25 protein-coding genes and 1 tRNA gene are annotated in these 25,949 nt (G+C 66.0%); 16 read left to right on the top strand and 10 right to left on the bottom strand.

Translation table 11 applies throughout. The features are described 5' to 3' along the window. Nucleotides 1-442: 442 nt before the first annotated feature. Both rpsT and mutM read right to left on the bottom strand, forming a co-directional pair. Nucleotides 443-706, bottom strand: coding sequence for a 30S ribosomal protein S20 (rpsT, locus tag LDB29_RS20310; protein ID WP_007687699.1), 264 nt, complete (start codon nucleotides 704-706; stop codon nucleotides 443-445). Nucleotides 707-825: 119 nt separating this feature from the next. Continuing rightward, nucleotides 826-1,638: a bifunctional DNA-formamidopyrimidine glycosylase/DNA-(apurinic or apyrimidinic site) lyase gene (gene mutM / locus LDB29_RS20305; RefSeq protein ID WP_025551635.1), complete on the bottom strand. Its 813-nt coding sequence runs from the start codon at nucleotides 1,636-1,638 to the stop codon at nucleotides 826-828. A 123-nt stretch (nucleotides 1,639-1,761) separates the two neighbouring features. Here mutM and LDB29_RS20300 point away from each other — a divergent pair, with 123 nt between their 5' ends. Beyond that, nucleotides 1,762-2,493: a class I SAM-dependent methyltransferase gene (locus tag LDB29_RS20300; protein ID WP_025551633.1), complete on the top strand. Its 732-nt coding sequence runs from the start codon at nucleotides 1,762-1,764 to the stop codon at nucleotides 2,491-2,493. A 49-nt stretch (nucleotides 2,494-2,542) separates the two neighbouring features. Further along, complete coding sequence (ubiB, locus tag LDB29_RS20295) at nucleotides 2,543-4,084, top strand: 2-polyprenylphenol 6-hydroxylase (RefSeq protein WP_044661614.1); 1,542 nt, start codon at nucleotides 2,543-2,545, stop codon at nucleotides 4,082-4,084. 73 nt (nucleotides 4,085-4,157) lie between these two features. On the opposite strand, the gene LDB29_RS20290 is transcribed toward ubiB, so the two are convergent. Both LDB29_RS20290 and rlmB read right to left on the bottom strand, forming a co-directional pair. Next, entirely contained in the window at nucleotides 4,158-4,907 is a 750-nt protein-coding gene (locus LDB29_RS20290; RefSeq protein WP_025551631.1) for a hypothetical protein, read from the bottom strand. Nucleotides 4,908-4,940: 33 nt separating this feature from the next. Next, nucleotides 4,941-5,681 carry a 23S rRNA (guanosine(2251)-2'-O)-methyltransferase RlmB gene (gene rlmB / locus LDB29_RS20285; protein WP_025551629.1) on the bottom strand — a complete coding sequence of 247 codons (741 nt, stop codon included), beginning with the start codon at nucleotides 5,679-5,681 and terminating at the stop codon, nucleotides 4,941-4,943. A gap of 104 nt (nucleotides 5,682-5,785) precedes the next feature. Between rlmB and LDB29_RS20280 the strand changes: the two genes are divergently transcribed. The 3 genes from LDB29_RS20280 (at nucleotide 5,786) to LDB29_RS20270 (ending at nucleotide 10,680) form a co-directional block, all read left to right on the top strand. Continuing rightward, nucleotides 5,786-5,872: transfer RNA gene (locus LDB29_RS20280), tRNA-Tyr, on the top strand. A gap of 133 nt (nucleotides 5,873-6,005) precedes the next feature. Then, nucleotides 6,006-8,297: a glycoside hydrolase family 3 N-terminal domain-containing protein gene (locus tag LDB29_RS20275; protein WP_025551669.1), complete on the top strand. Its 2,292-nt coding sequence runs from the start codon at nucleotides 6,006-6,008 to the stop codon at nucleotides 8,295-8,297. A gap of 502 nt (nucleotides 8,298-8,799) precedes the next feature. Continuing rightward, the gene (locus LDB29_RS20270) at nucleotides 8,800-10,680 is read left to right on the top strand and encodes an ABC-F family ATP-binding cassette domain-containing protein (RefSeq protein ID WP_025552016.1); all 1,881 of its coding nucleotides are present in this window, start codon (nucleotides 8,800-8,802) and stop codon (nucleotides 10,678-10,680) included. A 95-nt stretch (nucleotides 10,681-10,775) separates the two neighbouring features. On the opposite strand, the gene LDB29_RS20265 is transcribed toward LDB29_RS20270, so the two are convergent. Together LDB29_RS20265 and LDB29_RS20260 are read right to left on the bottom strand one after the other, a co-directional pair. Beyond that, complete coding sequence (locus LDB29_RS20265; RefSeq protein ID WP_025552018.1) at nucleotides 10,776-11,873, bottom strand: AI-2E family transporter; 1,098 nt, start codon at nucleotides 11,871-11,873, stop codon at nucleotides 10,776-10,778. A 42-nt stretch (nucleotides 11,874-11,915) separates the two neighbouring features. Next, the gene (locus LDB29_RS20260; protein ID WP_025552020.1) at nucleotides 11,916-13,163 is read right to left on the bottom strand and encodes a YceI family protein; all 1,248 of its coding nucleotides are present in this window, start codon (nucleotides 13,161-13,163) and stop codon (nucleotides 11,916-11,918) included. Between the two features lie 215 nt (nucleotides 13,164-13,378). Between LDB29_RS20260 and LDB29_RS20255 the strand changes: the two genes are divergently transcribed. After that, nucleotides 13,379-13,816, top strand: coding sequence for a thioesterase family protein (locus LDB29_RS20255; RefSeq protein WP_025552022.1), 438 nt, complete (start codon nucleotides 13,379-13,381; stop codon nucleotides 13,814-13,816). Between the two features lie 37 nt (nucleotides 13,817-13,853). Here the strand turns inward: LDB29_RS20255 and LDB29_RS20250 are convergent, their stop codons facing one another. Then, a complete protein-coding gene (locus LDB29_RS20250; protein WP_257555596.1) occupies nucleotides 13,854-14,237 on the bottom strand; it encodes a DUF983 domain-containing protein in 384 nt (127 codons plus the stop codon). Nucleotides 14,238-14,330: 93 nt separating this feature from the next. Here LDB29_RS20250 and pabB point away from each other — a divergent pair, with 93 nt between their 5' ends. The 7 genes from pabB (at nucleotide 14,331) to LDB29_RS20215 (ending at nucleotide 21,087) form a co-directional block, all read left to right on the top strand. Beyond that, nucleotides 14,331-15,506, top strand: coding sequence for an aminodeoxychorismate synthase component I (gene pabB / locus LDB29_RS20245; RefSeq protein WP_025552026.1), 1,176 nt, complete (start codon nucleotides 14,331-14,333; stop codon nucleotides 15,504-15,506). Nucleotides 15,507-15,551: 45 nt separating this feature from the next. After that, complete coding sequence (locus tag LDB29_RS20240) at nucleotides 15,552-16,175, top strand: aminotransferase class IV (RefSeq protein ID WP_025552028.1); 624 nt, start codon at nucleotides 15,552-15,554, stop codon at nucleotides 16,173-16,175. A gap of 305 nt (nucleotides 16,176-16,480) precedes the next feature. Next, nucleotides 16,481-17,422 (top strand): IS110 family transposase, encoded by a 942-nt coding sequence (locus LDB29_RS20235; protein ID WP_193666736.1) that lies wholly within the window; start codon nucleotides 16,481-16,483, stop codon nucleotides 17,420-17,422. Nucleotides 17,423-17,619: 197 nt separating this feature from the next. Further along, nucleotides 17,620-18,822: a pyridoxal phosphate-dependent aminotransferase gene (locus LDB29_RS20230; protein ID WP_257555592.1), complete on the top strand. Its 1,203-nt coding sequence runs from the start codon at nucleotides 17,620-17,622 to the stop codon at nucleotides 18,820-18,822. Between the two features lie 316 nt (nucleotides 18,823-19,138). After that, nucleotides 19,139-19,300, top strand: a complete 162-nt coding sequence (locus tag LDB29_RS20225) for a hypothetical protein (RefSeq protein ID WP_167706728.1) — start codon at nucleotides 19,139-19,141, stop codon at nucleotides 19,298-19,300. Beyond that, entirely contained in the window at nucleotides 19,287-19,958 is a 672-nt protein-coding gene (gene msrA / locus LDB29_RS20220) for a peptide-methionine (S)-S-oxide reductase MsrA (protein ID WP_025549916.1), read from the top strand. The genes LDB29_RS20225 and msrA overlap by 14 nt, the downstream gene beginning before the upstream one ends. 13 nt (nucleotides 19,959-19,971) lie before the next feature. Then, complete coding sequence (locus LDB29_RS20215) at nucleotides 19,972-21,087, top strand: zinc-binding dehydrogenase (protein ID WP_025549917.1); 1,116 nt, start codon at nucleotides 19,972-19,974, stop codon at nucleotides 21,085-21,087. A 188-nt stretch (nucleotides 21,088-21,275) separates the two neighbouring features. Here the strand turns inward: LDB29_RS20215 and LDB29_RS20210 are convergent, their stop codons facing one another. Continuing rightward, nucleotides 21,276-21,593: a 2Fe-2S iron-sulfur cluster-binding protein gene (locus LDB29_RS20210; protein ID WP_025549918.1), complete on the bottom strand. Its 318-nt coding sequence runs from the start codon at nucleotides 21,591-21,593 to the stop codon at nucleotides 21,276-21,278. Between the two features lie 76 nt (nucleotides 21,594-21,669). Here LDB29_RS20210 and LDB29_RS20205 point away from each other — a divergent pair, with 76 nt between their 5' ends. From LDB29_RS20205 to LDB29_RS20195, 3 genes are read left to right on the top strand one after another with little or no spacing between them, the layout of a single operon-like run. After that, nucleotides 21,670-22,287, top strand: a complete 618-nt coding sequence (locus LDB29_RS20205) for a DNA-3-methyladenine glycosylase (RefSeq protein WP_099186239.1) — start codon at nucleotides 21,670-21,672, stop codon at nucleotides 22,285-22,287. Further along, nucleotides 22,288-22,563, top strand: a complete 276-nt coding sequence (locus tag LDB29_RS20200; protein WP_025549919.1) for a hypothetical protein — start codon at nucleotides 22,288-22,290, stop codon at nucleotides 22,561-22,563. It abuts the gene before it with no gap. A gap of 25 nt (nucleotides 22,564-22,588) precedes the next feature. Continuing rightward, complete coding sequence (locus LDB29_RS20195; protein WP_044661542.1) at nucleotides 22,589-23,026, top strand: response regulator; 438 nt, start codon at nucleotides 22,589-22,591, stop codon at nucleotides 23,024-23,026. On the opposite strand, the gene LDB29_RS20190 is transcribed toward LDB29_RS20195, so the two are convergent. Both LDB29_RS20190 and murA read right to left on the bottom strand, forming a co-directional pair. After that, nucleotides 22,971-24,494, bottom strand: coding sequence for a sensor histidine kinase (locus LDB29_RS20190; protein ID WP_025549921.1), 1,524 nt, complete (start codon nucleotides 24,492-24,494; stop codon nucleotides 22,971-22,973). The genes LDB29_RS20195 and LDB29_RS20190 overlap by 56 nt on opposite strands. Then, nucleotides 24,487-25,770, bottom strand: a complete 1,284-nt coding sequence (gene murA, locus LDB29_RS20185; RefSeq protein WP_025549922.1) for a UDP-N-acetylglucosamine 1-carboxyvinyltransferase — start codon at nucleotides 25,768-25,770, stop codon at nucleotides 24,487-24,489. The genes LDB29_RS20190 and murA overlap by 8 nt, the downstream gene beginning before the upstream one ends. Nucleotides 25,771-25,949 lie beyond the last annotated feature (179 nt).

Below are 25,949 nucleotides of genomic sequence, written 5' to 3'. Positions count from 1 at the left end.
AAACAGTCGACCCCCATCAACTGCACCCCATAGGCAGGGGCGATGCGACGCAGAGACCCGTTCCGGAAAAGCCCCGCCTTCCCGAATCTCGTGCATCAACCAACCATCTGATGACCGCCGGAAATTCGATTCGAGTGGCGGCCGGAGGATCAAAATAGACAGGCCTGCTTCGCCGGATCAAGGGCGCTGCCAGTCAAAAATGTGAAATAAAGCCGTTGACTCGGCAAACCCCGCAGAAAAGGCCGGTTTGAAAAATTACCCAGCAATTTCACTATATTATTCCAGCACCTGGACCGTCACCTCTCTCGAATCGAAGGAGAATCGCCGGAAATCGGGGCTTCCTCCAAAATGACCTTTTGGTGAATGAAACATGAAAAAGCCCGCCCCGCATCGACTGCGGGGCGGGCCTGTTCTGACCGACGAGCTGGAAAGTGGCTGGGTCTTAACCGAGCGCGCTGACGCGCTTCGTCAGACGGCCGAACTTGCGGGCCGCGGTGTTCTTGTGCAGCACGCCGCGGGCGACGCCGCGGGCGAGTTCCGGCTGGACCGACTGAAGCGCCGTGGTCGCGGCAGCCTTGTCGCCGGCGGCGAGGGCGGTTTCGACCTTCTTCACCAGGGTGCGAATCCGGCTGATGCGGGCGCCGTTGATCTCGGCGCGGCGGGCGTTGCGGCGGATGCGCTTCTTGGCTTGCGGCGTATTGGCCATTTACTGTCCTCGGTTCTCGTCAAATCTCGTGAAGGAGCCCGTCGGAATCCCCAACCGGCTCTCGTGAAGGTGCGCCCCTTACAGGGGAACAGGGGTTGCGTCAACCGCTGAGCGCCCCGCTATTTCTGGCATTTCGGGCAGAAAAAGGTCGATCTGCCTCCATCCACGCGGCGCCTGACGGGCGTGCCGCAATGGCAGGCTTCCCCCTCGCGGCCATAGACCCGCCATTGCTTGGAGAAATAACCCAGTTCGCCGTCGGGCCGGGCATAGTCGCGCAGCGTCGATCCGCCCGCGGCGATGGCGGCGGTCAGCACCTCCCGAATCGCGTCGACCAGCAGGGCGAGGCGGGCGCGGCCGATCCGGCCCGCTTCGCGCGTCGGGGCGATGCCGGCCATGTGGAGCGCCTCGCAGACATAGATATTGCCCAGCCCGGCAACGATGCGCTGGTCGAGCAGCGCGGCCTTGATCGACGCCGCCTTGCCCTTGAGGGCGGCGGCCAGCGCGTCGGCCGTGAAATCCGGCCCCAGCGGCTCGGGTCCCATGCGGGTGAAGGGGTTATGGGCCTCCCACGCCTCGCTGCGGACCAGGTCGAGCGAGCCGAAGCGGCGCGGGTCGTTGAGCGACAGAAGCCGCCCTCCCCCGGTCCCGATCAACAGATGGTCATGCGGCCCGATCTCCGCCGGATCGATTCGCCAGCGGCCCGACATGCCGAGGTGGAAGATCAGCGTGTCGCCGCGGTCGGTGTCGATCAGGCCGTATTTGGCGCGGCGCGACAGGCCGGTGACGGTGGCGCCGGTCAGCCGCTGGCGCAGGTCGACGGGTATCGGAAAGCGCAGGTCGGCGCGGCGCGGCTCGACCCGCGTCAGGAGCGAGCCCTGCAGGACCGATCGCAGGCCCGCGACGGTGGTTTCGACTTCGGGAAGTTCGGGCATGGCCCTCTATGGAGCGCCCCGGACCGCCCGGCAACAGGCCTCTTGCCGCATGCGGCGCCATGGACATTTTACCCGATCTCGGAGGTTTCCTCTCCCCGGAAAAATGCTCTAGAGCGTGCGCCCATGAGTGAAACCGCTTCCTTTGGCTATCGCGATGTCGAAGCCGCCGAAAAACAGGGGATGGTCCGCGCCGTCTTCTCCAATGTGGCGTCCAAATATGATCTGATGAACGACGCCATGTCGGGCGGCGCGCATCGGCTCTGGAAGGACCAGTTCGTCAGCCGGGTGAAGCCGCGCCGGGACGAGCTTATCCTGGACATGGCGGGCGGCACCGGGGACATCGCCTTCCGCATGCATCGCCATGGCGCGCGGGTGACGGTTTCCGACATCAATCCCGAAATGCTGGCCGTGGGCGTCGATCGGGCGAGGAAGAAGGGGCTGGAAGGCCTCATCTGGTCGGAGCAGAATGCCGAGGAGCTGAGCTTTGCGGACCGGGCGTTCGACGCCTATACGATCGCCTTCGGCATCCGCAACGTGACCCATGTCGACAGGGCGCTGCGCGAGGCGCATCGGGTGCTGAAGTTCGGCGGGCGCTTCTTCTGCCTGGAATTTTCCACCACGACATGGCCGGGCTTTTCCGACGTCTATGACGTCTATTCGCACCGGCTGGTGCCCAGGCTCGGCAAGCTGCTGGCCGACGATGAGGACAGCTATCGCTATCTGATCGAATCGATCCGCCGCTTCCCCCCCATGCCGGCGTTCGAGCGGATGATCCGCGACGCCGGCTTCGTGCAGACGAAGGTGGAACCGATCCTGGGCGGGCTGGTGGCGATCCATAGCGGGTGGAAAATCTGATGGGGCGCCCGTCACGTCCTTCTCCCGCAGGGGAAGGGCATAAATAGCGATGCCTTCCCACCTCACGCATATCTGGCGGCTGCTGAAATGGGGCCGCACCCTGGCGCGGCATGGCGCGCTGACCGGGATCGAGCGCGATCCGCTGACGCCGACGCCGGTGCGGCGGCTGGTGCGGGTGGCGCGGCTGGGCGCGCGGGTGCCCCGGCAGCCGCGCTATGCCGACGCCTTCCAGTCCATCGGCCCGGCGGCGATCAAGCTGGGCCAGACGCTGGCGACGCGTCCCGACCTGGTGGGGGAGGATGCGGCGAACGACCTGCTGCGCCTGCAGGACGCCCTGCCCCCCGTGCCGTTCGCCACCATCCGCGCGCAGATGGAGCAGAGCTTCGGGCGGCCGCTGGAAACGCTCTACAGCCGCTTCGACGAGGTGCCGGTGGGCGCCGCCTCCATCGCGCAGGTGCACCGCGCGGTGACGACGGACGGGCGCGATGTCGCGGTGAAGGTGATCCGCCCCGGCGTCATCGACCAGTTCAACCGCGACATCCAGACCTATGAATGGGCCGCCGCCCATGTCGAGATGCTGGGCGGCGAAGTGGCCCGCCTCCGCCCCCGCCTCGTCATCGCCAACATGAAGCGCTGGACCGCGCGCGAACTCGACCTGCGGCGGGAAGCGGCCTCGGCTTCGGAACTGGGCGAGGCGATGGAGGCCATGCCCGGCTATCGCGTGCCCGCCATCGACTGGGACCGCACGACCGGCAAGGTCATGACGATGGAGTGGATCGACGGGGTCAAGATCTCCGACCGGGACGCGCTGATCGCCGCCGGCCATGATGTGAAGGAAATCGCGGCAAGGCTGGTCAACGCCTTCCTGCGCCAGGCGATCGCCGAAGGCTTCTTCCATGCCGACATGCATCAGGGGAACCTGTTCGTCACCGCCAATGGCGACATCGTCGCGATCGACTTCGGCATCATGGGCCGCATCGACCGGCGCGCGCGCATGTGGCTGGCGGAAATCCTCTACGGCCTCATCACCGGCAATTACCGCCGCGTGGCGGAAATTCACTTCGAGGCGCAATATGTGCCGGGCCATCACAATGTAGAGGAATTCGCCACCGCGCTCAGAGCCGTGGGCGAACCGATGCGGGGCAAGCCGGTGCGCGAACTGTCGGTCGGCGGCATGCTGGACGGCCTGTTCGCCATCACCCGCGATTTCGACATGCAGACCCAGCCGCACCTGCTGCTGCTCCAGAAGACGATGGTGATGGTGGAGGGCGTCGCGACCGCGCTCGACCCCGACATCAACCTGTGGGAGACGAGCGGCCCCTATGTGAAGGAATGGCTGCGCGCCGAACTGGGGCCGGAGGCGAAGGCCGCCGACGCGCTGATCGAGAATGTCCGGATCTTGCAGCGCCTGCCGGGCCTTGTGAAGCGGATCGAGGAAGCCTTTCCGGAAAAGGGCGGCGCCCCCCCTCCGCCGCCCCTGACGGAGGTCAGGCTGATCCGGGTGGGCAGCGGCTGGCGCTATATGCTCGTGGCCTTGCTGGCGGGGATGGCCGGCGCGGGCGCGATGGCGGCGGCTACGACCTTTTGGTGACGGCCGGCTCCTGGTTGCGAGCCCGCCGTCGGGCACGGCCTCGACGCCAACCCGCCAGTAATGCGTCCTCAGCCTAGGGCCTGAACTTCAGCGTGGCCGCCGGCGCCTCGCCGGTCAGCGGCGTGATCTTCCAGACGATCCGTTTCCCCTGCGCCACGTCCTGCGCGCCGTCTTCCTGGTTCTGGCTGACGATCTCCGCATCGGTGGTGAGGGTGAAGGTGCCGTCCAGCGCCTTGGCGGCATCGTCGCCGCCATTGCCGCCCATCGGGTTCTGGCTCTTGTCATAGCCGTTGGAATAGCCCGGCGCCTTCACCCGCGCCCGGTCTTCCCCACGCAGTTCCACCGCCACGAAGGGCAGCACGATCTGCGCGTCGCTGTTGAAGGGAAAAAGGAAGGCGTGGGTCAGCCGGCCGCTGATCGCATAGTCGATCTCGAACCGGCGATTGCCCATGTAGCGGGCCGACCGAAAGCCCTTCTCCTTCGACAGCGCCGCCGCGATCGCCTGCATCTGCTGATCGTCGCCCTTGTCGTCCTTGACGTCGAAACGCTCCTCGGCCTTGCCCTGCGTCCCGGACCGGAGCGCCGTGCGCAGGCTGCTCTGCTGGTCCCTGGGCGTCGCGCCGTCGATCGGATCGTCATTGCCCGGCATCGAACCCAGGCCCTTGCCCATGTCCGATGCCAGTATCTCGCCCTTATAGGTAAAGCTGAAGCTCCGGTCGGCGCGGATGTCGAGCGTGGAATCGAACCTGCCCGGCGTCACCAGGCAGGCGGAGAGCAGCAGACTGGCCGCCAGCACGGCGGCCGAGCGCAGAAAGACCGTCACGATCGAACCCCCTGTCGTCCGTGGCCCCGGCCGCTACCGGCTGGCAGCCGCGTAGAGGGCGATCGCCGCCGCATTGGAGACGTTCAGGCTCTCCATGCGCGGGCTGATCGGCAGTTTAGCCAAAATGTCGCAATGCGCCATGCTGTTGTGACGCAGCCCTTCGCCCTCGGCCCCCAGCACCAGCGCGACGCGGGACGTGCCGATGGCCTCGCCCAGCGTCTGCTCCGCCTCGCCGTCCAGCCCGATGCGCCAGTAACCGGCTTCCGCGATCTCATCCAGCGCCCGGGCAAGGTTCACGACCCGCACCCAGGGCACGATCTCCAGCGCGCCCGACGCGGCGCGCGCCAGCACCCCCGATTCGGGCGGCGCATGGCGGTCCTGCGTCACGATGCACAGCGCGTCGAACGCCGCGGCGGACCGCAGGATCGCGCCGACATTATGCGGGTCCGTCACCTGGTCCAGCACCAGCACGGGCCTGTTATCGTCCTGCCCCGCCTCCAGCACGTCGCCCAGCCAGACATCGTCCAGCGGCTCCACCTCCGCCACGATCCCCTGATGCGGCGCGTCCGACGGCACCATGCGGCCCAGATCGGCGCCATCGGCATAGACGATGGGCAAGACGGGCGGCAGGTCGAGCGCGTTCAGCGCCTCCCTCGTCCCCCATATCTTGCGCACCACCCGGTCCGGATTGGCGAGCGCGGCGATGACGGCATGCCGTCCATAGAAGCGGGGAAAGGTCCCTTTGGCCTTTCCGGTGCGATTTCCTCTTTTCATGGGAAGCGCTCTTTTCACATTGGGCCATTGACAGGCAAGTCTCCTTTCGCCATTGGAGCGCCCTCCAGCCGGTCGGGGCACCCTCCGACGCCGGTTAGGCGACTGGACAGGTGGCCGAGTGGTTAAAGGCAGCAGACTGTAAATCTGCCCGGGTTTCCCGTACGCTGGTTCGAATCCAGCCCTGTCCACCATCGCTGATCATAGGCGCCGCCGCCGGGCCGAATTGATCCGCTTCAGGGCTCATCCCATCTCTCCACAGCTTGCTTTCCTGCGCGCATTGACGGGATAAGTGCGGTTCATCCGGAATCTGTTACGCTCCCCTTGATGACCCCAGTTCCTCCCGCGACCCGCCGCGCCGTCCTGACCGCCGCCCTTGCCGGCTTCCTGACCCTTCCCCTGCCCCGCCGCGCCCTTGCCGCGACGGAGGTGGAGCGCGTGGACGATCTGATCGCGCGCATGACCATAGAGGAGAAGGCAGGGCAGATGACCTGCCTGGCCGACAGTTTCCGCCCCTATAATCCCCCCAATCCGCAGGTCGGCATCCAGAATGAAAGGCAGCTTGCCGACGAAATCCGCAAGGGCCGGGTCGGCTGCCTGTTCAACGGCATCGGCGTCGCGGGCGCGCGCCGCGCGCAGGAAATCGCGCTGAGGCAAAGCCGCCTCGGCATTCCGCTGCTGTTCGCGGGCGACGTCATCCACGGCCTGAAGACGATCTTCCCCGTGACCCTAGCCGAATCCGCCAGTTTCGATCCGTCGCTGGCGGAACGCACGGCGCGCGCCATGGCGGTGGAGGCGACGGCGGCCGGCCTGCACCTGACCTTTGCCCCCATGGTCGACGTCGCCCGCGACCAGCGCTGGGGCCGGGTGGTCGAGGGAGCCGGGGAGGATGTCGCTCTGGGCGGCCTCTTCGCCGCCGCCCGCGTGCGCGGCTTTCAGGGGCGCGACCTGCGCCGCGACGATTCCCTGCTCGCCTGCCCCAAGCATTTCGCCGCCTATGGCGCCGTCGCCGGGGGCCTCGAATATGGCAGCGTCGACATCAGCGACGAAACGCTGCGCGAAACCCATCTCCCGCCCTTCGGCGCCGCCTTCGCGGCGGGGGCGCTCACCACCATGGCGGCGTTCAGCGAGATCAACGGCGTGCCCGCCACCGCCGACCGCGACCTGCTCACCGACACGCTGCGCGGCGAGATGAAGTTCCGCGGCTTCGTCTTTTCCGACTATACGGCGGACGAGGAACTGATCGCCCACGGCTATGCCGAGGATGAGCGCGACGCCACCCGCCTCGCCATATTGGCCGGGGTCGACATGTCGATGCAGAGCGGCCTTTACATCCGCCACATCCCCGATCTGGTGAAAAGCGGCGCGGTGCCGATGGAAACGGTCGACGTCGCCGTCCGGCGCATCCTTTACGTCAAGACCGCCATCGGCCTGTTCGACAATCCCTGGCGCTCGCTGGACGAGGAAGCGGAAAAGACCCGCATCTCCACCCCCGCCCATCGCGCCTTGGCGCGGGAGGCGGCGGCGCGTTCCATCGTGCTGCTCCAGAATGATGGCGTCCTGCCGCTCGATCCCGCCCGGGCGCAGACCATCGCGCTCATCGGCCCGTTCGGCGAGGACAGGGAGAATGTCTACGGCCCCTGGGCCTTTTACGGCGACAAGGGCAAGGGCATCGACATCGCCACCGGCCTGCGCGCCGCCATGCCGGACCCGGCCAGATTGCTGGTCGCGCCGGGCAGCGGCATATTGACGCCCATCGACGGGGGCGTCGCCAAAGCGGTGGAAACGGCGAAGGCGGCGGACATCGTCATCCTGGCGCTGGGCGAATCGCAGGACATGTCGGGCGAGGCGCAGTCCCGCACCGCCATCGAAATCCCCGTCGTGCAGCAGGCGCTGGCCGATGCCGTCGCCGCGACCGGAAAGCCCGTCATCGTCCTTCTCCGCCACGGTCGCGCCCTGGCGCTGCATGACGGGGTGGCGAATGCGCAGGCGATCCTCGCGACCTGGTTCCTCGGCTCCGAATCCGGCCATGCCATTGCCGACATCCTGTTCGGCAAGGAGAACCCGTCCGCCAAGCTGCCGGTCAGCTTCCCCTGGGAATCGGGGCAGGAACCCTTCTTCTACGACCGCAAGTCGACCGGCCGCCCGGTGATCGACAACCGCACCGAATATCGCTCGCGCTACGCCACCACCGACAACAGCGCGCGCTATCCCTTCGGCCACGGTCTCAGCTACAGCGATTTCACGCTGGAAGGGTTGAAACTGTCCGACACGGCGCTGCGCTGGGACCGCGCCATCGAAATCACCGCCCGCCTCACCAACAAGGGCACCCGCAAGGGCAGCGAAGTCGTCCAACTTTATATCCGCGACCGCGTCGCCAGCCGTACCCGCCCGATCCGCGAGTTGAAACGCATCCAGCGCGTCACCCTCAACCCCGGCGAGAGCAGGACGGTGCGCTTCTCCCTGTCCCGCACCGACCTGCAATTTGTCGGCGCGGGCAGCAGGATCATCGCCGAACCGGGCCTGTTCGACCTCTGGCTGGGGCAATCATCCAATGGCGGCCTCCACAGCCAGTTCACGCTTTATGCGGCGGAAACCACGCCCGCTTTCCCCCAATAAACCATCATCCCCACCCCGGATCGCGTCCATCCCGATCCCGTCACCTCTTTCCCCATTTCGTCATCCCCATCTCACTCCCGTCATCCCCACCTCACTCCCGTCATCCCCGTCTCACTCCCGTCATCCCCCACCTCACTCCCGTCATCCCCGTCTCACTCCCGTCATCCCCGCGAAGGCGGGGACCCATCTCCTGCCCGTTCCCCTTGACGCCTCCCAAAGGACATGGACTCCCCCACCGCCCAACCCCCTGTCCTACACGGCCCCGACCATGCCATAACCCCACCGGCTCTTTCCACCGTCAACCCATTCCACCCGCCCTAAGCGGGCGCCCTCCGCACACCCATTCCGCAAAAATTCTCCTATTGCGAAATCAACGCCACCACTCCGCACCCACGCAAATGCGTCGGCCACAACGCCGTGAACTTCGCAGGCATGAGGCAGTCTGCAAAACTCCGCCTCAACGCCTTCACCACCCCACGCACCTCTGCTAGAGGCCCCCTCCATGCTCAACCTGAACGGCATCACCGTGCGCCTCGGCGGCCGCACTATTCTCGACCGCGCCAGCGCTTCCCTGCCGCCGCGCAGCCGCGTCGGCCTGATCGGCCGCAACGGCGCGGGCAAATCGACCCTGATGAAGGTGATGATCGGCCAGATCGACCCGGACGAGGGCAGTTGCGACATGCCCCGCGACACGCGCCTCGGCTATATCGCGCAGGAAGCGCCCTCGGGCACGGCCACCCCCTTCGACACCGTCCTCGCCGCCGACAGGGAACGCGCCGAACTGATGGCGGAGGCGGAACATACGCAAGACCCCGACCGCCTCGGCCATATCTACGAACGGCTGAACGCGATCGACGCCTATACCGCGCCGGCCCGCGCCGCCCGCATCCTCGTCGGCCTCGGCTTCGACGAGGAAATGCAGGGCCGCCCGCTCGACAGCTATTCGGGCGGCTGGAAGATGCGCGTCGCCCTCGCCTCGCTGCTTTTCTCCAACCCCGACCTGCTGCTGCTCGACGAACCGTCGAACCATCTCGACCTCGAAGCGACGCTCTGGCTGGAAAATTTCCTCAAGGCCTATCGCGGCACCGTGGTCGTCATCAGCCATGAACGCGACCTGCTCAACAATGTGGTCGACTATATCCTGCATCTGGAGGGCGGGAAGATCACCCTCTATCCCGGCGGCTACGACGCCTTCGAACGCCAGCGCGCCGAACGCCTCGCGCAGCAGGAGGCCGCCCGCGCGAAACAACAGGCCGAACGCGAGAAGTTGCAGGACTATGTCGCCCGCAACTCCGCCCGTGCCTCCACCGCGAAACAGGCCCAGTCCCGCGCCAAGGCATTGGCGAAGATGCAGCCCATCGCGGCGGCCATCGAGGACCCGACGCTGCATTTCGGCTTCCCCAGCCCGCCGGAACTGCGCCCGCCGCTCATCACCATGGACATGGCGGCGGTCGGTTACAACGACACGCCCGTCCTGCGCCGCGTAAATCTGCGCATCGACCCCGACGACCGGCTGGCGCTGCTCGGCCGCAACGGCAATGGCAAGACCACGCTCGCCCGCCTGATCGCCGCGCAGTTGAAGCCGATGGAAGGCGCGATGAACGCCTCGGCCAGGATGAATGTCGGCTATTTCACCCAATATCAGGTGGAGGAGCTGGACGTCGGCGACACGCCGCTCGAACATATGAGCCGGGTGATGAAGGGCGCCACCCCCGCCGCCGTCCGCGCCCAGCTGGGCCGCTTCGGCTTCTCCGGCGAGCGCGCGACGCAGAAGGTCGGCTCCATGTCGGGCGGGGAAAGGGCGCGGCTGGCCCTCGCCCTCATCACCCGCGACGCGCCGCATCTGCTGATCCTCGACGAACCGACCAACCATCTCGACGTCGACAGCCGCGAAGCGCTGGTGCAGGCGCTGAACGACTATTCGGGCGCGGTGGTCATCGTCAGCCACGACCGCCACATGATCGAACTGGTCGCCGACCGGCTGGTGCTGGTCGACAATGGCACGGCCCAGCCCTTCGACGGCAGCCTGGAGGATTATACCGACATCATCCTGCGCAAGGCCGACGGCAATGGCGGCAATGGGGGTACGGGGGGCGATGCCCCGAAGACCGACCGCAAGGCGGAAAAGCGCAACGCCGCGCAATGGCGCGAACGGCAGAAGGCGGCGAAGAACGCCGTCAGCAAGGCGGAAAAGGAGATGGCCATGCTGACCGCCGAACGCAGCCGCATCGACCAGGCGCTGTTCGACCCCAAAAGCGCGACCGGCGCGGAGGCGAAGATGACCATGACCGAATTGATGGTGAAACGCGCCGACCTGGAAAGGAAACTGGAAGCGGCGGAAGAAAGCTGGATGGAGGCCAGCGCCGCGCTGGAGGAGTTATAGATCGCGGAAACCAGGCTCCGTTCGGGCCGTTTTCACGAGCCACCTGTCCCGTTCAAATGTCGAAGCCCTTCACTTTCTTGAAGGGAAGCGCCTGATCATTCCGTCAAAGGCCCCTCCAGCCCATCCGCCCCCGTCCGCATCTTCGTCACGATGTTCCAGGTCGCGATGAACAGCGCCGCGATCACCGGCCCGATGACGATGCCGTTGAACCCGAACAGGTCGATCCCGCCCAGCGTGGTGATCAGCACCACATAGTCGGGAATCCGCGTGTCCCGCCCGACCAGTATCGGTCGCAGGATATTGTCCACCATCCCGATCACGAACATGCCGCAAAAGGCGAGTATCAGCCCCTTCGCCACCGCCCCGGTGACAAACAGATAAATGGCGACCGGCACCCAGATCAGCCCGGTTCCGACCGCCGGAATCAGCGAGAACGCCCCCATCAGCACGCCCCAGAGCAGCGCACCCGGCAAGCCCAGCGCCCAGAACACCACGCCGCCGATCAGCCCCTGGACGATGGCGACGACGATGCTGCCCTTGATCGTCGCACGCGTGACGACGACGAACTGATTGATCAGGGCCCGGCGATGCGCGGTCCGCATCGGCGCGGCCCTGTCCACCATCGCCGCCAGCTTCGGCCCGTCGCGCAACAGGAAGAAGGTAAGGTACAGCATCACGCCCAGCGCCATCAGGAAGCTGAACGCGCTCTGCCCGATCTGCAGCGCCTGCGTCGCGACCGTGCGGAAGCTCGACGCGACGCCGGCGCTCAGCATTTCGCGCACGGCGGCGAAGTTGGTTATGCCCAGCCGGTCGAGAAAGGCCGCGGCCCAGCCAGGCAGGCTCGCCTGGAACTGCGCGAACATCCGCGCGAAGTTGATCTCGCCGCTTTGCACCTTGGCGTAGAAGAGGGTCGCTTCCTGCACCAGCGCCATGGCCAGGATGATCGCCGGCACGATCACCAGCGCGACGATCAGCAACAGCGTCAGCGCCGCCGCGCTGTTCCGGTGCCGGGGCATCATGCCGATCAGCCCCTGGTTGACCGGCGCGAACAGGATGGCGGCGATCACGCCCCACAATATGGCGGCGAAGAAGGGCTCCACCACCAGCGCGAAGGCGACCGAGACGATGAGGACGAAGCCCAGGAAGACCCCATCCTCTATGCGCGCGCTTGGCTTTTCCGTGCTCCTGTCCATGACGCCGCTTTGGCAGAAGTGCAGCGCCAAATCCATGCCTGCTTATTCCGCCTGCGCACTGAACCCGAAGCTGACCGACACCTTGGGGTCCAGTCCCGCGCTGCTCTCGCCATTGCCGACGCCGAAGGACGCGCGCGCGATGGTGGCCGATCCTGAGACCTTCCGCGCCTTCCCGGTGCCGGAAAGGGTGAAGCGGATGCTCTGCGGCTTGCTTACCCCCTTGAGGTTCAGTGTGCCCGAAGCGCGATAGCCGTTCGTCCCCGTCTTCTCCGCGCCCCTCGCGGTGAAGACGGCCCTGGGGTGCGCCGCCACGCCGAAGAATTCGTCCCCGGCCAGCATGCCGTCCTTATAGCTGTCCCCGACGCTGGCGCTCGCCAGGTCGATCTCCACGCGGATGTCCGCGCTGTCCGGATGATCCGGGTCCATGACGATCTTCGCCGTCCATTTGGAGAAGCGGCCGCTGATCGTCTCGCCGCTGTTACCGACGGAAAAGCCGATGGTCCCGCCCGGCTGCACCGACCAGGCGGGCGGCGGCCCCACCGGTTCTTCCGCGACCGCCGCATTGCCGGCTTCGGCCGGGGCCGCGGCATTGCCGGCATTGACGGCATCGTCGGCCGGCTCAGCGGCATTGGCGGGCATTTCCTCTTCCTCCTCGGCCGCCGCCGGCAGGACCGGCAAGGCCACCGCCTTCGCTGCGGGCGCTGGCAGGACGGCGCGCCCAAGGACGAACCCCACCGCGATCAGCGCGGGCAAGGCTGCCAGCAACAGCGGCGAACGCGCCGGCATCATCCGCCACAGCAACCCATCGCCCATCAGCACATGATGCCGCAGCGCACCCCCGACGTGCAGGACGAACAGCGCGATGCCGATCCAGGCGATCAGGGCGTGTCCGCCCTCGGCCAGTTCATGCGCGCTCATGGGCAGGGGCAGATGAGGCAGGGGGACGATGCCGAAGATCAAGGTCGGCACCTTCACCTTCGCGGTCGACACCAAGGCCCATCCGGTGAGCGGCGCGCCCAGCATGAACAGATAGAGGCCCGCATGCACCGCCTTGGCCAGCGCGCCCTGCCAGCCGCGCTCGACCGGCGCGGGACGCGGCTTCCAATAGCGTATGGCGATGCGGGCGAAGGTCAGCAGCAGGATCGAGATGCCGATCGACTTATGCCACTGGAACAGCGCGAAGCCGCGCGCGCCAAGATCCTCGAGCGCCCATCCCACCGCGATCTGGAAGGCAAGCAGGGCGGCGATCGCCCAGTGCAGGAAAATGGCCAGCCGACTATAGCGTTGCATCGAAACCCCCATGCGCGACAATCCGGCCCGGAAGCTATGCTGCACCTGCGCCGAAGTCCACCGCCGCGCCCGGAAACGATCCGTTACCTCAGCAGAACGATAAGCTTCGCGCCTGTGTCATAAAGGTCGCAGTCCGATCAATTTCGACCCGATGATTGCATCCCCGCCGCCAAGGGCTAAGAGCATAGGAAAACAGGACATAGGACAAGCAGGACATGGCCAAACCCGAATCCTGGCGCCTCCGCCCGGAAGCTTATCGTTTCGTCACCAGCATCGACACCCGCTTCCAGGACATCGACACGATGGGCCACATCAACAATGTGGCGATCTCCGGCATATTCGAAACGGCCCGCATCCGCTTCCACCATCATCTGGGCCGCCATCCGCAGGAACAGGGGGTGCGCTGGCTGGTCGCGAACGTGAACCTCAATTTCGTCGAGGAATCCCACTTTCCCTATCCGTTCGAGGTGCACTGCGCGATCGGCCATATCGGGCGCACGAGCTGGACGATCAGTTCGGCGGGCTTTCAGAAGGGCATATGCGTCGCCACCGCCGACACGACCGTCGTGACCCATGGTTCGGAAGGGCGCCGCACCATCGACGAGAGTCTGCGGGAGGCGATGGAACGCAACTTCATCATCCGTCCGGACTGATGGGATCGCATCGATTTTCAACCGATCATGGCCCGCTCTAGCGGAAGCCGTCCATGCGGCGGCTCCACTGGAAGGCGATGACCGCCGCCTTGGCGGGCTGGATCATCGCCAGCGCAAGCAGGATCGCAAGACCCGGCCATAGCGCCGCCTGCACCCCCAGCGGAATATCCAGCGCCGCATTCACCTCTATCATCAGCGGCACGAGCAGGTGCCCCAGCAGCAATATGACGATATAGGCCGGGAAATCGTCCGCCCGCGATGCGTCCCAGGCCTGTCCGCAATGGCGGCAGGCGGAACTGGGCTTCAGGAAGCGGGCGAACATCCGGCCTTCGCCGCAGGCGGGACAACGGCCCCTGAGCGCCAGCGCCAGCGCCGGCCGCAGCGGCCGCGCCGCATCATCATGGGGCAATCCCTTGTTCATGCCCTCCCCCCTATGGCCAATGCGCGCGCCGTGCAACATGCCCGCGCCCTGTTAGAGCTTCCGCGCCGCGCAAAGCCTGTTAAGAGGGCGGCCATGCGCCTTCCGGGACCGACCGAAGCCTTCGTCCTGTTCGACGACGCCCGTGCCCGGGCTCCCGCCCCCGCGCGCCTCTATCGCGATCCGGTATCGGTCATCGCCGCCCATCGGCTGGCGGAGGTGCAGCCAGCGCTCGACCGGCTGTCCGAAGCGGCAGAAGCCGGGCTGCACGCAGCAGGCTTCATCGCCTATGAAGCCGGGCTGGCGCTGGAGGACCGCCTTCACCCGCTGGCGGAACGGCATCGGCAGGACAGGCCGAAGACGCCGCTGCTCTGGTTCGGCCTGTTCGAAGGGGTGCGCCTGATCGATCCCGCCGCCATGACCGGCCTGTTGCCGGACCCGGCGGGCGCCAGGGTCGATCGCCTCCAGCCGCTGATCGACGAGGCCGCCTATCGCGCCGCCTTCGCCCAGGTCCAGGACTATATCCGCGCCGGCGACATCTATCAGGTCAATCTGACCTTCCCCTGCGCCGCGCATTTCATCGGCGATCTCATGGCGCTCTATGCCGCCATCCGTCCGCGCCAGCAGGCGGGCTATGGCGGCGTGCTGCGCACCGGGGAACATTCGATCCTCTCCTTTTCGCCGGAGCTGTTCTTCACCCATGTCCGGGGCCAGTTGACCGCGCGCCCGATGAAGGGCACCGCCCCCCGCGATCCCGATCTCGCCAGCGACGCGGAACTGGCCCAATGGCTGGAGCGGGATGCCAAGCAGCGCGCGGAAAATCTGATGATCGTCGACCTGCTGCGCAACGATCTGTCGCGCGTCTCCCACGCCGGCACCGTCACCGTGCCCGACCTGTTCAAGGTCGAAACCTATCCGACCGTCCACCAGATGGTGTCGACCGTCCGGGCCCGGCTGTTACCCGGCCTGTCGCCCGTCGACGTGCTGCGCGTCCTTTTCCCCTGCGGGTCGATCACCGGCGCGCCCAAGGTCCGCGCCATGGAGATCATCGACGCGGTCGAGCCCTTTCCGCGCGGCGTCTATACCGGCTCCATGGGCTGGATCGATCCGTCGGGCGATGCCGCGTTCAATGTTGCCATCCGCACCATTTGCGTCGAAGAAGGCAGCAGGGAGGGACGCCTGGGTCTGGGATCGGGCATCGTCGCGGATTCGGATGTCGCTTCCGAATGGGCGGAATGTCTGGCCAAGGGGCGCTTCCTCGCACCGGCCTGATTCATCGCGCCATCATCGATCGGCATAAGGGGTTTGCAGTTTTCCATGGCATTGGCTGACGGACGGTTCGATCTGCTCGAAACCATGGCCTTCGATCCGGTCGAGGGCATCAGATTGCTCGAACTGCATCTGGAGCGGTTGAAGACCAGCGCGGAGGCGCTCGATTTCGCCTTCGACCGCCACAATGTGCGCAATGAACTTCAGGCCGCGACCTTCCGCCTGCGGGAGCGCAGCCGCCTTCGCCTGCTGGTGTCGCGCCGGGGTTCCATCGCCATCGAAGTGCGCGAGCACCGCACCTGGCCGCAGGCGATCATGCAGGTCGCGCTCGTCCCCCGCAACGCCCCCGCCGCCGATGCGCGGCTGGCGCACAAGACGACCGACCGTTCGCTCTACCGTGACGCCCTGCGGCGCGGCGGCACTTATGAAGTGGTGATGACGGACGAACAGGGGTTCCTGACGGAGGGCAGCTTCTCCTCCATCTTCGTCGAACGCGGCGACAAGCTGCTGACCCCGCCTTTGTCGCGCGGCCTGCTGCCCGGCGTGCTGCGCCGCAGCCTGCTCGACATGGGGGAGGCAGTGGAGGCCGATCTGCGCCCCCGCGACCTGGAAAACGGCTTCTTCATCGGCAATGCGGCGCGCGGCATGGTGGCGGCGTCGCTGGTGCGCTAGAGCATCGTGCGCAAAGGTTGGAACCGGCTTTGCGCTTGAAAGGATGCGACAACAAAAGCTTGGAGCGCGCGCCCTGCGTACGATTGAACGCAGCGCGCTTGTCTTATGACATTGCGGTCCGTTTGGGTCATGCTGGATTGCCCGGGCCGGGGTGGCCACCCCGGCCCGGGCGGAAGGGGACGGATCGTGAAAGCGCCGGTCGTTGTGGGACCGGGTTAGAGTAGGATCGCCCCTTTCTTTTCGTGTCGGCCCGAACGGATACCGGGGTTTTGGACCCGGATGACAAGCATGGGACAGCGGAAAAGATGAGCGACAATCTACCACAGACGATCGGCATCGACATCTCCAAAGCGAGCCTCGATTGCTATGCTCACCCCATCGGCGTCGAGCGCCAGTTCACCAACACGGCCAAGGGCCACAAGGCACTGATCGCCTGGCTGCGACAATGGCCGGTCGAGCGGATCGCCTATGAGGCAACGGGCACCTATCATCGGGCGCTGGAGGCGGCTCTGGCCGACTGGCCCTGCGTGAAGCTCAACCCGGAGCGCGCCCGGCGCTTCGCCCAGGCGACTGGCATTCTGGCCAAGACCGATCGCATCGATGCCATGTTGCTGGCCCGTATGGCGGCCACCTTGCAGCCGCCGGTCAGACCCGCTCGAAGCGCACAGCAGGCGCAGATAGCGGAGCTCATCAATGCCCGAGACGGCCTCGTGCGCGATCGCACCGCGCTCAAGAATCGCGAGAAGAACCTCACCATCGCCTTCCTCAAGCGCCAGTGCCGGCAGCGGCTCGAGCAGATCGAACGGCATATCGAGGCGCTCGATACCGAGATCACCAACCTGATCGCCGCCGATGCCGCGCTCGCCCGCCGGCATGAGATCCTCACCAGCATCGCCGGCGTCGGAACGCTGACCGCCAACCAGCTCATCGCCACCATGCCCGAACTCGGCAGCCTCGAGAACAAGCAGGCCGCATCCCTCGCCGGTCTCGCCCCCGTCGCTCGACAGTCCGGACAATGGAAAGGCAAGAGCTTCATCCGCGGCGGACGCGCCAACGTGCGGCAGGCTCTCTATATGCCGGCCCTCGTCGCCGCCCGGTACAATCCCGATCTCAAGGCAAAATATCAGCAGCTCGTTACTGCCGGCAAGCCCGCCAAGATCGCCATCACCGCCGTCATGCGAAAGCTCGTCGTCACCGCGAACGCCATGCTCAAAGCCGATCGATGCTGGACGCAATCTCCAGCTTGATCATCACGGATACTCTAGGGGCACGGGCAACCCTTTTCCGCACGCATGAATTGCAGATATTCCTCCCTCCCGGCCCTATAATCTGCCGTTACGGCCAGCCGAAGCCAACTGGCGGTTGCCCCTTCTTTCGTTGCACACTAAGGAGCCTCGCGTCCGCTTCACGCGGACCTAGGGGATTCTAGAGAAAGATTGTCATGATGAGCCAGACTTCCGCAGCCCTCGGTCGCATCCAGCCCTCCGCCACCCTGGCGATGAGCGCGCGCGTGAATGCCCTGAAAGCCGAAGGCGTGGACGTCATTGGCCTCTCCGCCGGCGAACCGGACTTCGACACGCCCGATTTCGTGAAGGAGGCGGGGATCGCGGCGATCCGCAAGAACCTTACCCGCTATACCGACGTGGACGGCACCGCCGACGTCAAGGAAGCCGTCGCATTCAAGTTCAAGCGCGACAATGGCCTCCTCTACAAGCGCAGCCAGATCAGCGTGAATTCGGGCGGAAAGCACACGCTGTTCAACGCGCTGGTCGCGACCGTCGACATGGGCGACGAGGTCATCATTCCGGCGCCCTATTGGGTCAGCTATCCCGACATCGTGAACTTCGCGGGCGGCACGCCGGTCTTCATCGAGGCGCCGGCAAGCCAGGGCTACAAGATCACCGCCGCCCAGCTGGAAGCCGCGATCACGCCCAAGACCAAGTGGGTCATGCTGAACTCGCCTTCCAACCCGTCAGGCGCAGCCTATTCGGCCGAAGAGCTGAAGGCGCTGGGCGAAGTGCTGCTGCGCCATCCCAATGTGCTGGTGATGACGGACGATATGTATGAGCATGTCTGGTACGCGCCCACCCCCTTCGCCACCATCGCGCAGGTTTGCCCGGACCTCTACGACCGCACGCTGACGGTCAACGGCTGCTCCAAGGCTTTTTCCATGACGGGCTGGCGCATCGGCTTTGCCGGCGGCCCGGAATGGATCATCAAGGCGATGGGCAAGCTCCAGTCGCAATCGACCAGCAATCCCTGCTCGATCAGCCAGGCCGCCGCCGTCGCGGCGCTGACCGGCGACCAGGATTTCCTGGAAGAGCGCAACGCCGCCTTCAAGAAGCGCCGCGACATGGTCGTCGCCATGCTGAACGACGCACCGGGCCTGGACTGCCCGATGCCGGAGGGCGCCTTCTACGTCTATCCCGATGCCAGCGGCCTGATCGGCAAGACGACGCCCAAGGGGCAGGTCATCGACAGCGACGAAGCGCTGATCGGCTATTTCCTGGACGAAGCGAAGGTCGCCGCCGTCCACGGCGCCGCCTTTGGCCTCTCTCCGGCCTTCCGCATCAGCTACGCGACTTCGGAAGAGGTGCTGCGCAAGGCCTGCACCCGCATCCAGGAAGCCTGCGCCGCTTTGAAGTGAGCCCTCTTCAATCCCCCCGGGCTTAGCCTGGAGCGGGACCAGCGAAGCTGGAGGGAAGGACCGGACGCCAAGTCTGTCCTTCCCCTCCCCCATCACCTCCATTTCGGAAACGGAAAATTTCTCCGGCGCCGTCTTGCAGATGGAGAGCGGGGGTCTATATCCCGTTTCGAACCGAAACTGGCCTTGCCCGACATCCATCGTCCCACATCGGACGTTGGTCGAAACTGCCCTGGCGCAGCGTTCATCCGGGACTAAGCCGCGCGACATTCATTTCCGCCCGCTTGCGGCGACCAAGACGACCGAAAGGAAGAACGCCATGTTGGCCTTCTTGAAATCCGACCTGTTCCTGCGCTTCATGGGCGGGTTCGCGATCGGCGCTATCGGGGTCTTCGTGCTTCAGCCGAACAGCGACGCGCCGCCGCTGACCAGTCCAGCCATGGCGGCATCCGCCCCGGCCGCTGGCAATGCGGCGCGCTGACGGCATCGCGCTTGCTTTTCTGGCGGCCTTGGCCGTCGCTTCCCCTTTGCGTGCCGAACGACCGGTCCTCGCGCCCGCCCCGGCGGTTGACGCAGTCCCCGCCCGCAAGCTTGAAACCGCCATCTTCGCGGGCGGTTGCTACTGGGGCGTGGAAGGCGTCTTCTCCCATGTAAGGGGTGTCCGCCTCGCCGTCTCCGGATTCGCAGGCGGTCCTCGGGGCCGCAGGGTCGATTACGAGCAGGTCAGCCAGGGCGATACCGGCTTTGCCGAGGCCGTTCGCGTCACCTACGATCCCCGGCAGGTCAGCTACGGCACGTTGCTGCGCATCTTCTTCTCGGTGATCGCGGACCCGACCACGCTCGACTATCAGGGCCCGGACCACGGCACCCAATATCGCAGCGCGCTGTTTCCCCTGAATGCAGGGCAGGACAGGGCGGCCCGGGCCTATCTCGCCCAACTCGGTCAATCGGGCCTCTGGCGTGATCCCATCGTCACCCGAATAGAAGGCTTCACCGGCTTCCAGGATGCGGACCGCCATCATCAGGACTTCCTGACGAAGAACCCGCGCCATCCCTATATCCAGCGTTGGGACATGCCGAAGCTGGCCGCCCTCAAGGCGATGTTTCCGGCATTCTACAGCGACCGCCCCTCAGCCTGAAAAGGGAGTTTTCATGAGCGACACCCACGGCCTCAAGCTGCTTTCGACCCTGGATGAGGACGGCCGCCTGATCGTCGAACTGGCCGAAGAAACGCTCCCCGCTCCCACGGGCGATCAGGTGCTTGTCCGGGTGGAAGCCGCGCCGATCAACCCGTCCGACCTTGGCCTGCTGTTCGCTTCCGCCGATGTGGCAAATGCGGATTATGCCGAAGGCCGGATCGTCGCCCGCATGCCCGATCCCGCGCGCCGCGCGCTTGCGGGGCGGGTCGGCCAATCCATGGCCATCGGCAATGAAGGCGCGGGCACCGTCATCGCCGCGGGCGAGGCACCGGAAGCCCAGGCCCTGCTCGGCAAGCGGGTCGCGATGATCGGCGGCGGCATGTACGCGGAACATCGCCTGCTCGCCGCCAGCGGCTGCATGGTCCTGCCCGACGATGTCACCGCGGAGGAGGGCGCATCGGCCTTCGTCAATCCGCTGACGGCGCTTGGCTTCGTCGAAACAATGAAGCGCGAAGGGCATAAGGCGATCGTCCACACCGCCGCCGCGTCCAATCTGGGCCAGATGCTGGTGCGCATCTGCCAGGAGGACGGCATTCCGCTGGTCAATATCGTCCGCAATGAAGCGCAGGTGGCGATCCTCAGGGATATGGGCGCGGAATATGTGCTGGACAGTTCCAGGGACGACTTTCTCGTCCAGCTTCAGGACGCGGTCGCCGCCACGGGCGCGACCATCGCCTTCGACGCGATCGGCGGCGGCCATCTGGTCAGCCAGATCCTCCATGCCATGGAGCAGGCCGCGAGCAAGGACGCGCCCTATAGCCGCTATGGCTCGAACGTTCTGAAGCAGGCCTATGTCTACGGTGCGCTGGACCTGTCGCCGACCATCCTGACGCGCAGCTTCGGCTTTGGCTGGAACGTCGGCGGCTGGCTGCTTTTCCCCTTCCTGCAAAGGACGGACGCGGAAACGGCCGAACGCCTCCGCCAGCGGGTGCGCGACGGTCTGACGACGACTTTTGCCAGCCATTACAAGGCGCGCATCTCCCTCAAGGAAGCGCTGACCCGCGACGCCGTGCTGACCTACAATGCCCGCCGCACGGGGGAGAAATATCTGATCGTCCCGAACGGCTGATGGCGGGCAGAGGGCAGCAGTCGCGCCCAACGCGACCCGGGGCGCCGCTTTTCTTCCGAAACGCACAGGTCTGAATGGCAGCGCCCCCGGATCAAGTCCGGGGGTGACGCGGAGGACGATGTCAGGAACCAGCCCTCAGAGCGCGCTGCGTCAATCAGGCGCAGGTCGCTCCCTTCTGCCGGCCGACCTCAATCTTCCGGCGCGATGGTGACGCGCAGGCCGTCCAGCGAATCGCTGAACGTCAGCTGGCAGGACAGGCGGCTGGTCTCGTTGCGATGGTCGGAGCTGTCGAGCAGGTCGTTCTCATCATCGCTGATCGGCGGCAGGTTGTCGGCAAAGGCCGGATCGACGAAGACGTGGCACGTCGCGCAGGAGCAGCAGCCGCCGCAGAGCGCCAGCAGTTCGTCAAAGCCGTTGTCGCGGATGATTTCCATCACGGAAAGGCCGTTCTCCGCCTCGACCGCCTGCTCTTCGCCCGAACGGTTGACCACAATCAGTTTCGCCATGTACCCAGGTCCCTTAAATTTTTCCCGCCGCTCATGTCGGACGGGCAGCGGGAAATCAAGGGCCGGACGACAATTCATGGTAAATACAGCAGAAGAATTGCGGGCCAGCCTGGACGCCATCGCCGCGATGGAGCCCGGTTTCGCCGCAGCGATAGGTCGGGTCGGCTATCCGCCGCCCCGCCTCCGCGAGCCCGGCTATGAAACGCTGCTGCGCACCATCGTCGGCCAGCAGGTGAGCGTCGCCGCGGCCGCAGCGGTCTGGCGCAAGCTGGAGGCGGAACTGGGCGCGGGCTGCGCGCCGGACGCCCTGCTCGTCCGCGATTTCGATACGCTGCGCGCCTGCGGCCTGTCGCGGCAGAAGCAGGGCTATGCCAGAAGCCTGGCCGAGCTGGTGGTCAGCGGCGGCATCGACCTGCACGACCTGCCGGACGATGATGAGGACGCCATTGCGCAACTGGTGCGGATCAAGGGGATCGGGCGCTGGTCGGCGGAAATCTACCTGCTGTTCGCGGAAGGACGGCCGGATGTCTGGCCGGCGGGCGATCTGGCCGTGCAGATCGAGATCGGACGGATATTGGGCCTGGCCGAACGCCCCAGCGAAAAGCTGACGCGGGAACTCGCCGAACGCTGGCGTCCCCATCGCGGCGCCGCGGCGATCATGGCCTGGCACCATTATAATACGGAGGTTTTGTAAGTGCCCCTGCCCCATGCCCGCTACATCGTCCTGGAACATGAGGGCGTCTGGAAGATCAATCTCGACAACCGCTATTACGGGCCGTTCGCGACGCGGGAGGAAGCGGTGGAAAACGCCACCGGGACAGCGCAGAAGGCCAGCGGCGCGGGCTATCCCGCCTCGGTCCTGCTGATGCAGGGCACGGCCTTCGAAACGCTCTGGACCAGCGTGCAGCCCGACAGCGCCCGAAAAAATTTTTCGCATCTGCGGGAACCGCCCCGCGATCCGCGCATTTAACGCCTCCGGTTGCGTGGACGTTGGGATGAGCAAAAAGGTTCTGATCGTAGAAGACGAGATTTTCGTCGCGCTGGAGATCGAGCATATCGTGGAGGATGCAGGCTTTACGGTCGGCGCCATCGCGGCCGATCGTCAGGCGGCGCTGGATGCGGCCGACGATTGCGACATCGCCCTTGTCGATCTCAATCTGCGCGACGGACCGACCGGTCCCGGCATCGGCGTCGAACTGGCCAGCCAATATGGCATACGGGTCATCTATGTGACGGCCAATCCCGCGCAGATCGGGGCGGCTTCCACCGCCGCGCTCGGCGTCATCACCAAGCCGTTCCGGGCGCACAGCATAGCCGAAACGCTGCATCTCGCCGCCACCGACCGACCGGAACTGGAGGCCGCCGAGATCGCGGGCTTCACCCCTTTCCTGCCGGCATCCGACTCATGGAGCGCGCTGGAATCCAGAGGCTGAGGCCAAGGCCTTCGGGTCGCCAGTCGCGCGTCATCCGCCCGCCCAGTTGCCGTTCGATGCTGAGCTGCATCAGCCGGCTGCCGAAGCCCTCATGCGTCGCCGGAAGCGCCGGCGGTCCACCCTCTTCCCGCCAGTCGATGCGGATGTCCTCGCCCTCTCTCCCCACGAGGATCGCAACCCCGCCCGAAGGAACGGAAAGCGCGCCATATTTGGCGGCATTGGTCGCCAGTTCATGGAACAGCAGCGCCAATGGCGTGGCGGAGCGGTCGTCTATCGCCGGATTATCGCCTGAGAAGCGTATGCGCGGCCCCAGCGCGTCGCGATAGGGCGCGAAAATCTGTTCCAATATGCCCCAAAGCCGACCCTCGTCCTGGTCCGGCTGCGAATTGGGGCCGTGGGGCCGCACGAAATCATGGGCGCGTCCCAGCGCCATGATGCGGTCGCGCAGGTCGTCGGCCGCCGCGCGAATTTCGGGATGCTGGCGCGCCGACAGGCCGATCAGGCCGGAAATCACCGAAAAGATGTTCTTGATACGGTGGGAAAGTTCATGGGCGATGACCTCCCGCTCCTCCACCATCGCGATCTGGTCGTTGATGTCGGTGCAGGTGCCGATCCAGCGGGCGATCGCACCCTCCTCGTCCCGGATTGGCAGCGCGCGACCCAATGTCCAGCGATAATCGCCGCTGTGATGGCGCAGCCGATATTCGATCTCATAGGGCTCGCCGGTCTTCAGCGAATGGCGCCAGCGTTCCCAGGCCCGCTCCTGATCCTCCGGATGGAACATGCCGTTCCATCCCTCGCCATCGGTCGATCCCAGGGGAACGCCGGTGAATTCGTACCAGCGGGCGTTATAATAGTCATGATAGCCGTCCGGCAGCGTCGACCAGACCATTTGCGGCATGGTGTCGGCCAGGGTCCGGAACATGCGGTCGCTTTCCGCCACCGCCTGCGCATCCCTTTGCTGCCGGGCGATCACGTCGCGGTCGCGGCGACGGCCCTCCAGCTCGACCATGACCTGACGGGCCAGCAGGGAAATCCCCTGGCGCTGCACATCCGTCAGACCTTCACGCGGTCTGTCGTCGATGACGCATAGCGCGCCGAGCGAAGCCCCCTCGCCATCGATCAGCGGCGCACCGGCATAGAAACGGATGAAGGGCGCCGCGGTGACGAGCGGATTGTCGCGGAAATCGGGGTTCTGCGCAGTATCGGGCACCACGAAGATGCCGCTTCCTTGCATCGCATGGGCGCAGAAGGACATATCGCGCGGCGTTTCCTCCGCATCCAGCCCGGTGCGGGCCAGGAAGCGTTGGCGGTCATCCTCCACAATGCTGACCAGAGCGATGGGCGTCCCGCACAGCGCAGCGGCGAAGGCGGTGATCTGGTCGAGCGTGGCAAAGCCACCGGTATCGAGATCGTATCGCGCCAGCAACGCCGCGCGGTCCGTCTCGAGCCCGCGTCCTTCAGCCATCGCTGACGCGCTCTATGTCGGCGCCGACGGCGGAGAGCTTCTCCTCCAGCCGCTCATAGCCGCGGTCGAGATGATAGACGCGGTTGACCTGGGTCTCGCCTTCCGCGGCGAGGCCCGCGAGGATGAGGCTCATCGAGGCGCGCAGATCGGTCGCCATGACAGGCGCGCCGACCAGCCGATCAACGCCGCGCACCACCGCGGTGCGGCCGTTGACGCCGATGTCCGCCCCCATGCGCGCCAGCTCGGGCACGTGCATGTAGCGATTCTCGAAGATCGTCTCGGTCAGCACCGACGCGCCGTCGGCCAGCGTCAGCATCGCCATGAACTGCGCCTGCATGTCGGTCGGGAACGCCGGGAAGGGCGCGGTGGAGATGGTGAGCGGGCGAAGCCGGCCGTCCGCCGACACCCTGATGCCGTCCTTCAGTTCCTCGACATGAACCCCGGCGTCGCGCAGCGCGGCGAGGATGGCGTGCATGTCTTCGGCGCTGGCTCCGGCAAGTTCCAACGAGCCGCCGGTGATCGCCGCGGCGCAGGCATAGCTGCCCGCCTCGATCCGGTCGGGCATCACGCTGTAGGTCGCGCCGTGCAGGCGGGGCTTGCCGTGAATGGTCAGCTTGTCGGTGCCCACGCCTTCAATGTCGGCGCCCATGGCGATCAGCAGGTTGCAGAGGTCGACGATCTCCGGCTCTCGCGCCGCATTTTCCAGGATGCAGACGCCCTTGGCCAGCACCGCCGCCATCAGCGCATTCTCGGTCGCGCCGACCGACACCACCGGGAAGGTGTAGATGCCGCCCGGCAGGCCGCCGTCGGGCAAGCTGGCGCGGACATAGCCGGCGTTGATCTCTATGATAGCGCCGAGCGCCTCCAGCGCCTTCAGGTGCAGGTCGATGGGGCGGTTGCCGATGGCGCAACCGCCGGGCAGCGACACCCGCGCCTCGCCCGCGCGGGCGAGCAGCGGGCCGAGCACCAGGATCGATGCGCGCATCTTGCGCACGATGTCATAGGGCGCCTCGGTCGAGGTGACGCGGCCAGCGCGCAGGGTCATGACGCGGCCGAAATCCTCCGGCCGGGCGCCCTCGATCATGGTCGACACGCCGAGCTGGTTCAACAGATGGCCGAAGCTGTCGACATCCGCCAGCCGCGGCAGGTTGCGCAGCGTCACCGGCTCGTCCGTCAGCAGCGCGCAGGGCAGCAGCGTGAGCGCGGCGTTCTTCGCGCCGGAAATGGGAAGGCGGCCGTTCAGCGCTTTGCCGCCGCGGATGTGAATGCGGTCCATCGGCTGGGTTCTTAACGTTAATTACGGTTTCCGCAAGGCAGTCGGCACGACGGTTCCATCGCGGGCTTCTTTCTGCGCCGCCATGAAACATTTGTGCGTTCGCCCGCTCATTATTGATCGAGTTTAGTGCAGTTTGCGGAAATGCAGCCAAAAGACGCGTGGGGCGTTTTGCCATCGTA

It is taken from the genome of Sphingobium sp. CFD-2 (genome assembly GCF_024611135.1).
In the GTDB taxonomy this organism is placed as follows: Bacteria; Pseudomonadota; Alphaproteobacteria; order Sphingomonadales; family Sphingomonadaceae; genus Sphingobium; species Sphingobium fuliginis.
This window is presented reverse-complemented; position numbering and strand designations above follow the sequence as displayed.

Coding starts and splice junctions, on each gene's coding strand:
- rpsT (WP_007687699.1), bottom strand. CDS start 706: ATGGCCAATACGCCGCAAGCCAAGAAGCGCATCCGCCGCAACGCCCGC.
- mutM (WP_025551635.1), bottom strand. CDS start 1,638: ATGCCCGAACTTCCCGAAGTCGAAACCACCGTCGCGGGCCTGCGATCG.
- LDB29_RS20300 (WP_025551633.1), top strand. CDS start 1,762: ATGAGTGAAACCGCTTCCTTTGGCTATCGCGATGTCGAAGCCGCCGAA.
- ubiB (WP_044661614.1), top strand. CDS start 2,543: ATGCCTTCCCACCTCACGCATATCTGGCGGCTGCTGAAATGGGGCCGC.
- rlmB (WP_025551629.1), bottom strand. CDS start 5,681: ATGAAAAGAGGAAATCGCACCGGAAAGGCCAAAGGGACCTTTCCCCGC.
- LDB29_RS20275 (WP_025551669.1), top strand. CDS start 6,006: ATGACCCCAGTTCCTCCCGCGACCCGCCGCGCCGTCCTGACCGCCGCC.
- LDB29_RS20270 (WP_025552016.1), top strand. CDS start 8,800: ATGCTCAACCTGAACGGCATCACCGTGCGCCTCGGCGGCCGCACTATT.
- LDB29_RS20265 (WP_025552018.1), bottom strand. CDS start 11,873: ATGGACAGGAGCACGGAAAAGCCAAGCGCGCGCATAGAGGATGGGGTC.
- LDB29_RS20260 (WP_025552020.1), bottom strand. CDS start 13,163: ATGCAACGCTATAGTCGGCTGGCCATTTTCCTGCACTGGGCGATCGCC.
- LDB29_RS20255 (WP_025552022.1), top strand. CDS start 13,379: ATGGCCAAACCCGAATCCTGGCGCCTCCGCCCGGAAGCTTATCGTTTC.
- LDB29_RS20250 (WP_257555596.1), bottom strand. CDS start 14,237: ATGAACAAGGGATTGCCCCATGATGATGCGGCGCGGCCGCTGCGGCCG.
- pabB (WP_025552026.1), top strand. CDS start 14,331: ATGCGCCTTCCGGGACCGACCGAAGCCTTCGTCCTGTTCGACGACGCC.
- LDB29_RS20240 (WP_025552028.1), top strand. CDS start 15,552: ATGGCATTGGCTGACGGACGGTTCGATCTGCTCGAAACCATGGCCTTC.
- LDB29_RS20235 (WP_193666736.1), top strand. CDS start 16,481: ATGAGCGACAATCTACCACAGACGATCGGCATCGACATCTCCAAAGCG.
- LDB29_RS20230 (WP_257555592.1), top strand. CDS start 17,620: ATGAGCCAGACTTCCGCAGCCCTCGGTCGCATCCAGCCCTCCGCCACC.
- LDB29_RS20225 (WP_167706728.1), top strand. CDS start 19,139: ATGTTGGCCTTCTTGAAATCCGACCTGTTCCTGCGCTTCATGGGCGGG.
- msrA (WP_025549916.1), top strand. CDS start 19,287: ATGCGGCGCGCTGACGGCATCGCGCTTGCTTTTCTGGCGGCCTTGGCC.
- LDB29_RS20215 (WP_025549917.1), top strand. CDS start 19,972: ATGAGCGACACCCACGGCCTCAAGCTGCTTTCGACCCTGGATGAGGAC.
- LDB29_RS20210 (WP_025549918.1), bottom strand. CDS start 21,593: ATGGCGAAACTGATTGTGGTCAACCGTTCGGGCGAAGAGCAGGCGGTC.
- LDB29_RS20205 (WP_099186239.1), top strand. CDS start 21,670: ATGGTAAATACAGCAGAAGAATTGCGGGCCAGCCTGGACGCCATCGCC.
- LDB29_RS20195 (WP_044661542.1), top strand. CDS start 22,589: ATGAGCAAAAAGGTTCTGATCGTAGAAGACGAGATTTTCGTCGCGCTG.
- LDB29_RS20190 (WP_025549921.1), bottom strand. CDS start 24,494: ATGGCTGAAGGACGCGGGCTCGAGACGGACCGCGCGGCGTTGCTGGCG.
- murA (WP_025549922.1), bottom strand. CDS start 25,770: ATGGACCGCATTCACATCCGCGGCGGCAAAGCGCTGAACGGCCGCCTT.